The following is an 8668-nucleotide window of genomic DNA, read 5'->3' on the forward strand; positions in this document are numbered from 1 at the left end:
TCGATATCGCGCTCGATCTCCTTCGATATCGCGCTCGATCTCCTGAARGCGCTGACGCCGCATTTTACTGCGGAGTTCGGTATCCGCCAGTTTATCCATCGGGATCAGGAACGTGCGCTGGCGACGATCACCCCCTGGGTCGATGATCGGAACCATCATGTCCGGCGGCTGGCAAGCGAAGGCACCCGCCCCCGCCTGCCCTGGGCGATGCGCCTGCCGCAACTGGTCAAGGATCCCTCTCCCCTATGGCCAATCCTGACGGCGCTGATGGACGATCCCGAGGATTATGTTCGCCGCTCCGTCGCAAACAGCCTGAACGACATCGCCAAGGACCATCCGGACCTCGTCGCGGCCTTCATCGCCGAGCATATCGGGGGTGCCTCGGCCGAACGCCGCTGGCTCCTGAAACACGCCTCCCGAACCCTTTTGAAGAAGGGCCACGCTCAGGCGCTCGCCAATTTCGGCTTCGGTGCAGCCGCATCTCTGGAGTGCGAACTGCTGCTGGCAAAGCCGGCAGTGCTTTTCGGTGAAGGACTGGATTTCGAAATCCGCCTGCGCAATGCCGGCGATATCACGCAATCCCTGATGATCGACTATGCCATCCATCATGTGAAGGCCGACGGTTCGCTCTCCCCGAAAGTCTTCAAATGGAAAACCGTCACGCTCGCAGCAGGGGAAGATCATGTCGTGCAGCGCCGCCATGCAATGCGGCCGATCACGACGCGACGCTATTATCCCGGCGAACATCGCATCGCGATCCTGATCAACGGAACCGAGGCTGCCGCAGGAAGTTTCGTCCTTTCCATGCCCGCAGAGGCTATTATCGGCACATCCTCTTGACTTTCGATAATAAATAGACCAAATGCGGCTCAGCTTTCACCTTCCGGCCGCCGCGTGAGCGTGCCACTGCGATAGACGCTGAAGAAGGATAGAGCGCATTCTGATAATGCCGCGACCCAAGTGCGGCAAGACGCGCTGGAAAGTTTTTCCAACTTACAAGTTCCCATTTCACGCGGGGTTCTTGACGCCAGATTGACACCGGACCGCATTCGGCGATCCGGCGTTTTCGTTTGGCGCGCCCTAAAAGGTTATGACTTGACCAATTTTGAATCGCTTGGCGTATCCAAGCCGATCGTCGCCACCCTGTTCCAGCTCGGCATCGAAACGCCGACGCCCATTCAGGCACAGGCAATCCCCCTTCTCATGCAGGGCCGTGATCTCATCGGCCTCGCCCAGACCGGCACCGGCAAGACCGCGGCCTTCGGCCTGCCGCTGATCGAGCGCCTGCTCACCGAGGAAAAGCGCCCGGACAACCGCACCGTCCGCACGCTGATCCTGGCCCCGACGCGCGAACTGGTAAACCAGATCGCCGACAATCTCAGGAAGTTCGTCCGCAAATCGCCGCTTCGCATCAATCTCGTCGTCGGCGGCGTCTCCATCAACAAGCAGCAGCTGCAGCTCGAAAAGGGCACCGACATCCTCGTCGCCACGCCCGGCCGCCTGCTCGACCTCTGCAACCGCAACGCCATCACGCTGACAGCCGTGCGATATCTCGTACTCGATGAAGCCGACCAGATGCTGGATCTCGGTTTCGTGCACGACCTGCGCAAGATCGCCAAGATGGTGCCGAAGCGCCGCCAGACCATGCTCTTCTCGGCAACCATGCCGAAGGCGATTGCCGATCTCGCCAGCGATTACCTGACCGATCCGGTCACGGTCCAGGTGACACCTCCGGGCAAGGCTGCCGACAAGGTCGAGCAGTATGTGCATTTCGTTCCCGGCAAGAACGACAAGACGGTTCTCTTGAAGAAGACGCTGACCGAGAACCCCGATGGCCGCTCCATCGTCTTCCTGCGTACCAAGCATGGCGCCGAAAAGCTCGCGAAGCATCTGGAACAGGTCGGCTATTCCGTCGCCTCCATCCATGGCAACAAGAGCCAGGGCCAGCGCGAACGCGCCCTGAAGGGTTTCCGTGAAGGCTCCATCCAGACGCTGATCGCCACCGACGTCGCCGCTCGCGGCATCGATATCCCTGCTGTCAGCCACGTCTTCAACTACGACCTGCCGGAAGTGGCGGAAGCCTATGTCCACCGCATCGGCCGCACGGCGCGCGCCGGGCGCGATGGCATTGCCATTGCCTTCTGTGCACCCGACGAAGCCCGCCTGTTGCGCGATATCGAAAAGCTGATGGGCATCGATATCAAGGTTGCAAGCGGCGAAGCGCCTGCCGATATGCGTGCCGCTCCCCGCGCCGCCAATCGTGGCCGCGGCCAGAACCAGCAGCGCGGCCAGGGTGGTCAGCGCGAAGGCGGCCAGCGTGAAGGTGGACGCGGACGCGGTGACGGCGAAGCCCGGCGCAGCGAAACCCGCAATGGCAGCGGTCGTCCCGCCGGCCATGGCGATCGCCGCCCCCGTAACGAGGGCGATGCCACTGAAGTCCGCGCCGGTGAGGACCGTCGCGGCCGCCCGCAGCACGATCGCCGCAACCAGGATTTCCGTGGCCAGCGCCGCAACGAACAGGCTCCGGATCACGGCCCGGACAATGATCTGGTCTCGACCTCGGATTTCCGCCCGGCTCGCAAGCCGCAACAGCAGCGCCCGGCCCAGACGGCCGACGCTAACGGCCATCACCGCGGCAACAAGCAGCATGTCCACGGCCGCCCGCCGCGCAATCACGGCGACCAGCAGCCCCAGGGCGAACAGCGTGGCGACGGCAATGGCGGCATGCGCCGCAGCAAGAACCGCAATGGCGGCGGCCAGCGCCGCGAACGGGCATAAGTTTTAACGACAGGCAGGGCCGGAGCGATCCGGCCCTTTCTTTTTGCCGTCAGCCGCGGACAGAGTTTGATCCGCTGCCGGAGCAGTAAATAATCACCTGCTCATCTTTTGTGCGCCGTCATGCAATTGATCCCGATCCGCGCGGCGCCACTTCTCGGTAAATGCCCAGTTTTTCACCCACTTTTCGCACAGCAGAAGATTTTATGAATCTTCCATGCGAACTGCGCATGGTTCTTGCATTGCCTTTTGCGTTGTATTCAAATGAACAAAAAAGGGGAGCCACACCTTTGGCATTTGATGAAATGATCACCGGAGACGAAAGTCCCCGAGCGCCATATGAAAAATATTTCGAGTGGTACAATAGCCAAGACCGGACGCACCTGATTGCCAAGTCCCGCGATGCGGAAAACATCTTCCGGAAAACCGGCATCACCTTCGCGGTTTACGGCCACGCCGACAGTGCCGAAAAGCTCATCCCCTTCGACATCATCCCCCGCATCATTTCCGGCCGAGAATGGCGCAAGCTCGCGCAAGGCATCGAGCAGCGGGTGATCGCGCTCAACGCCTTCCTCGACGACATCTATCACAAGCAGGAAATCATCCGCGCCGGCCGCATCCCGCGCGAACTGATCGAGAAGAACGTTACCTTCCTGCCCGAGATGATCGGCTTCCGGCCGCCGGGCGGCGTCTACACGCACATTGTCGGCACTGACATCGTGCGCACTGGCGAGGATGAGTTCTATGTGCTGGAGGACAATGCCCGCACGCCCTCGGGCGTCAGCTACATGCTGGAAAACCGGGAAACCATGATGCAGATGTTCCCCGAGCTCTTCCACGAAAACAAGGTGCAGCGCGTCGAGGACTACCCCTATCTCCTGCGCCAGAGCCTCGCCTCGCTCGCACCTCCCGGCTGCAAGGGCAAGCCGCGTGTCGCCGTCCTGACGCCCGGCATCTATAATTCCGCCTACTACGAGCACTCCTTCCTCGCCGACACAATGGGCGTGGAGCTCGTCGAAGGTTCGGATCTGCGTGTCATCGACGGCAAGGTGAAGATGCGCACGACGCGCGGTTACGAGGCGATCGACGTGCTCTATCGCCGCGTCGATGACGACTTCCTCGATCCCCTCACCTTCCGCCCGGATTCAGCCCTCGGCATTCCCGGCATCATGGATGTCTACCGCTCCGGCAACATCACCATCGCCAATGCGCCCGGCACCGGTATTTCGGACGACAAGGCGATCTATTCCTACATGCCCGAGATCGTCGAATTCTATACCGGCCGCAAGCCGATCCTCGAGAATGTGCCGACCTGGCGCTGTTCGGAAGCCGGCAGCCTGAAATATGTGCTGGAGCACCTGGAAGAACTCGTCGTCAAGGAAGTACACGGCTCCGGCGGTTACGGCATGCTCGTCGGCCCGACCGCGTCCAAGAAGGAGCGCGCCGATTTCGCCGAGAAGCTGAAGGCCAAGCCGAGTAACTACATCGCTCAGCCGACGCTTTCGCTGTCCACCGTTCCGATCCTCGTCAACAAGGGTATCGCACCCCGCCATGTCGACCTGCGCCCTTACGTGCTGGTCTCCGACAAGGTGCAGATCATTCCGGGCGGGCTCACCCGCGTGGCGCTGAAGCAGGGCTCGCTGGTGGTCAATTCCAGCCAGGGCGGCGGCACCAAAGACACCTGGGTATTGGAGGACTGATGCTCGGAAGAACTGCAAACGGGCTCTACTGGATGTTCCGGTATATCGAGCGCGCCGAGAATATCGCACGTCTTGTCGATGCCGGCCTGCGCATGTCGCTGACGCGCAGCGACGCTGGCGACGACAATTGGGACGGCGTGCTGCAAAGTGCTGGTGTCCGCGAACTCTATGACGAGACGCATTCGAAGCTGACCGGTCCCGATGCGATCGATTATATGCTGCGCGACCGCCAGAACACGTCGAGCGTCATGTCCTGCATCGATTTCGGCCGCAACAATGCCCGCATGGTGCGCACTGCGCTGACACGCGAGACCTGGGAAGCGACCAATGAATGTTGGATCGATCTCAAGGAGCTGCTGTCGAAGAAGTTGAAGGCGGCAGAGCTGCCCGAGGTCATCGATGCCATCAAGCATCGCGCCGGCCAGATCCGCGGCGCCTTCCATGGTTCGATGCTGCGCAACGAGCTCTATAATTTCGCGCGCATCGGCACCTTCATCGAGCGTGCGGACAATACGAGCCGCATCCTCGACGTGAAATACTACGTGCTGCTGCCCTCGATCTCGCAGGTCGGGTCTTCGGTCGACAATGTTCAGTGGGAGTCGATCCTGCGTTCGGTCTCCGCCCATCGCTCCTACAGCTGGGCCTATGACGGCGAATACCGCGCCGCCAATATCGCCGATTTCCTGATCCTGAACGGTCAGATGCCACGCTCGCTCGCCTATAGCTACGAGAAGATCGTCAGCAACCTCGGTTACATCGCCAAGGATTACGGCGAGCGGCTGGCCGCGCATGGTACGGCGGATGCCATTCGCACCACGCTGCAGACATTGAAGATAAAGGATGTCATGGATCAGGGTCTGCATGAGTTTCTCGAGGATTTCGTCGCGCAAAACAACAAGCTCGGCAACGAAATCTCCGATGGCTACCGGTTCTATGCTTAAGCGGGTCAGATCATGAAACTGAAGATCAGCCACCTCACCGAATACCGCTACGACGAACCGGCACAGTTTTCCCTGCAGCGGCTGCGCCTGACGCCGCCGACCACGGGCGGACAGACCGTGCTCAACTGGTCGCTGCATGTCGAAGGCGCCAAGCCGGAAGTCGAATATGACGACCAGTTCGGCAATCATGTGAACCTCGTGTCGCTGGAAGGCGAACAGCAGGTGACGCGCATCGTCGCCGAAGGCGAGATCGAGACCGAAGACCGCAACGGCATGAGCGGTGCTCATACCGGCTTCTGCCCGCTCTGGCTCTTCCTGCGCGATACGCCGCTGACAAAAAGCGGCAAGCTGGTAAAGGAACTGATCAAGGGCGTAACCGGTGAGAACGAGCTCGCGCGCATGCATGCGCTGATGGCGGCAATCCACGAGAGCGTCGAATACAAGCCCGGCACCAGCAGCACCGAAACCACTGCCGAACAGGCGCTGGAAAAGAAGACCGGCGTCTGCCAGGACCACGCCCATATCTTCATTGCTGCGGCGCGTGCACTGGATGTTCCGGCGCGCTACGTCTCCGGTTATCTGATGATGGAAGAAAAGGTCGATCAAGCCGCCACCCATGCCTGGAGCGAAGCCCATATTCCAGGCCTCGGCTGGGTCGGCTTCGACCCTGCCAACAAGATCTGCCCGGATGACCGTTACGTCCGCATCGCCTCCGGCCTCTGCTACCGCGATGCGGCTCCCGTTTCGGGTATGCGCATCGGTACACCAGGTGAAAAACTGTCGGTCACCGTAAAGGTCGAAGACAACGGCCAGATGCAGAGCCAAAACCAGAGCTGACAAAAACAGGCCGGTTTGCTGCGGCCTCTTTGAGAGTTGAAATAGGCAATAATTGCCGTCGCAACCAGTTCCCTGCTTCGAGCGAGCCCGATGTTAAAACGGCGGGCGGAAGCTTTGCGCTGATAAGCGCTTCCCTTGGCGCCGCCGAGAGCACGGAGTTTCTTGCGTCGTCGATACCACGGTTAACGAAACGCTAAATACCCGTATGCAATTTTAAATATATATTAATACAGATTCAATCACATTAGGTACTCCGCCAGCGCTCCCCTTGGTTCCTGGATCATTCAAGTGCAGGTTTCAATTCGGCGGTTTGCCGGACCGTTGAAGTTCGAATTCGTTGGCATGCATGGGTTTTAATCGGAATGATCGCTTTTGTGGTCCGGCTTAAAAGCCGCGCACATTTCATCCTACAGGGCAAAACCGGCCCGAGCACCGGAGCCTTCGCTGGTGCTGCCGATCGTCGCAATCGTACAAGGCAGAGGCTGACCATCCTGATCGCCGGGTTTGCAGTGATGTACCTGGCTGTCGGCACGCGCCTCGTCCAATACGGCATCGCAGAACCTGTCGTGACAGGCTCGATCGATTTCAATGCGAACGCCGTGGCCTCCCGCCCGGATGTCCTGGACCGGAATGGGGAACTGCTGGCGACAGATATCAACACCGTGTCGCTGTATGCTGAGCCCCGGCGTATCGTCGATGCCGATGAGGTCGTGGAAAAGCTGGCCACGGTCCTTCCCAATCTCGATTGGAGTGACACTCATAAAAAGCTCCGGTCAGGCTCTGGATTCCAGTGGTTACGGCGACAACTCACGCCTCGACAGCAGTCAGATATTCTTGCCCTCGGTATACCCGGCATAGGGTTCCGTTTAGAGAAGCGCCGTTTCTATCCAGGCGGCGTCACCGCTTCCCATATTGTCGGTCATGTAAACATTGACAATCTCGGCCTGGCCGGCATGGAACGGTATATCGATCAGCAAGGATACGCCGATCTGCGAGCTGCGGGACTGACGAATGGCACCCGGCTTGAACCGGTCCGTTTGTCGGTTGACGTTCGTGTTCAGCATATCGCTCGTGAAGTCGCCGCACGCGCGATGAAGGACTATCAAGCCGAGGCGGCCGGTGCAGTGATCCTCGATGTTGAGACCGGCGAGGTTATCGCCATGGCGTCGGTCCCCGACTATGATCCGAACCAGCCTTCCCGCACGCTTCCCGACGGCACTGTGGACAAGGAATATGAAAAGGGCTGGTTCAACCGGATCAGCAATGCGACCTTTGAAATGGGCTCCACCTTCAAGAGCTTCACACTTGCGATGGGTCTGGATGCCGAAAAGATTACTTTGAACTCGGTTGTCGATGCTTCCCGGCCCATCCGAATGGGCGGTTTTACGATCAAGGATTTCAAGGGCAAGAACCGGCCTCTCTCCATCCCTGAAGTATTCCAGTATTCGTCGAATATCGGCACCGCGGCAGTTGCCGACAGGKTCGGGATCGAAGGTCACCGGGAATTCCTGACAAGGCTTGGACTTCTTTCGAAGATGGAAACGGAAATGCCGGGGGTCGCCGCGCCCACGCAACCCCGGACATGGAAGAAGATCAATTCCGTCACTATCTCGTTCGGACATGGGGTCGCCACTACCCCGCTGCAAACCGCTGTCGCGGCCGCAGCCCTCATCAATGGTGGAAACCTGATCAACCCAACCTTTCTTCCGCGCTCCAAAGACGAGGCAGCGAGCATTTCACGCGCCGTCATCAAGGAAAAAACGAGCGCCGATATGCGATTTCTCTACACTTGGAACGGGCTGAAAGGCTCCGGCCGTGCCGCACAGGTAGAGGGCTTCAACGTCGGCGGAAAAACCGGGACGGCCGATAAGGTGATTAATGGCCGATATGCCAGTGACATCAACTTCAACGCTTTCGTGGCGGGCTTCCCGATGGACAAGCCGAAATACATCGTCCTGACGATAATCGATGCTCCCAAAACCGGTATCCATGGCGGACGAACAGCGGCTTCCACCGCAGCCCCGATGGCGAAGGAAATCATTGCTCGAATAGCCGCCCTGCTTGACGTCAAGCCACGATTTGGCGCTGAAGGGAATCCGCAATTCCTGGTCAACTACTAATAGGGCAATGGGGCACTTGGAATGATAGGTCCTGTTAGTGCGGGGCAGCTACGTTGAGAGCTGTGTATTAGGGTTAAAACCCAATCAAACTATTGATTAAATTATCTCTGTATGATTCACTTCGGTAATAATGGGAGTTTGAATCATGGCAGGAGAATTCTGGCTTGATGACCGACAGTGGGCGGTGATCGCTCCTCTGCTTCCGACGAACCAACCCGGCGCTCATCGAACTGATGACCGCCGGGTGATCAGCGGGATTATCCACGTCCTGCGATCGGGTTGCCGGTGGCAGGAT

The 8668-nt window shown here is 59.2% G+C and carries 7 protein-coding genes; all 7 read left to right on the forward strand.

Annotated elements, in window-relative coordinates:
* Positions 1-840, forward strand: an 840-nt coding sequence (locus AC1D35_RS33660) for a DNA alkylation repair protein (protein ID WP_477942200.1), incomplete at its 5' end; no start/stop codon positions are given.
* Between the two features lie 207 nt (positions 841-1047).
* On the forward strand, positions 1048-2778 hold the full coding sequence (locus AC1D35_RS33665) for a DEAD/DEAH box helicase (protein WP_113308847.1): 1731 nt from the start codon (positions 1048-1050) through the stop codon (positions 2776-2778).
* A 287-nt stretch (positions 2779-3065) separates the two neighbouring features.
* The gene (locus tag AC1D35_RS33670; RefSeq protein ID WP_113297453.1) at positions 3066-4475 is read left to right on the forward strand and encodes a circularly permuted type 2 ATP-grasp protein; all 1410 of its coding nucleotides are present in this window, start codon (positions 3066-3068) and stop codon (positions 4473-4475) included.
* Positions 4475-5416 (forward strand): alpha-E domain-containing protein, encoded by a 942-nt coding sequence (locus tag AC1D35_RS33675; RefSeq protein ID WP_113308733.1) that lies wholly within the window; start codon positions 4475-4477, stop codon positions 5414-5416. The genes AC1D35_RS33670 and AC1D35_RS33675 overlap by 1 nt, the downstream gene beginning before the upstream one ends.
* A gap of 12 nt (positions 5417-5428) precedes the next feature.
* On the forward strand, positions 5429-6253 hold the full coding sequence (locus tag AC1D35_RS33680; RefSeq protein ID WP_113308732.1) for a transglutaminase-like domain-containing protein: 825 nt from the start codon (positions 5429-5431) through the stop codon (positions 6251-6253).
* A 362-nt stretch (positions 6254-6615) separates the two neighbouring features.
* Positions 6616-8373 carry a peptidoglycan D,D-transpeptidase FtsI family protein gene (locus tag AC1D35_RS33685; protein ID WP_477942202.1) on the forward strand — a complete coding sequence of 586 codons (1758 nt, stop codon included), beginning with the start codon at positions 6616-6618 and terminating at the stop codon, positions 8371-8373.
* Positions 8374-8518: 145 nt separating this feature from the next.
* Positions 8519-8668: transposase (locus AC1D35_RS33690; RefSeq protein WP_477942203.1), on the forward strand; the 150-nt coding region annotated here is incomplete at its 3' end.

The organism is Rhizobium sp. P1_E6 (assembly GCF_056405875.1).

Bases quoted from the DNA above. Each gene is read 5' to 3' on its own strand.
- AC1D35_RS33675 (WP_113308733.1), top strand. From the start codon at position 4,475: ATGCTCGGAAGAACTGCAAACGGGCTCTACTGGATGTTCCGGTATATC.
- AC1D35_RS33680 (WP_113308732.1), top strand. From the start codon at position 5,429: ATGAAACTGAAGATCAGCCACCTCACCGAATACCGCTACGACGAACCG.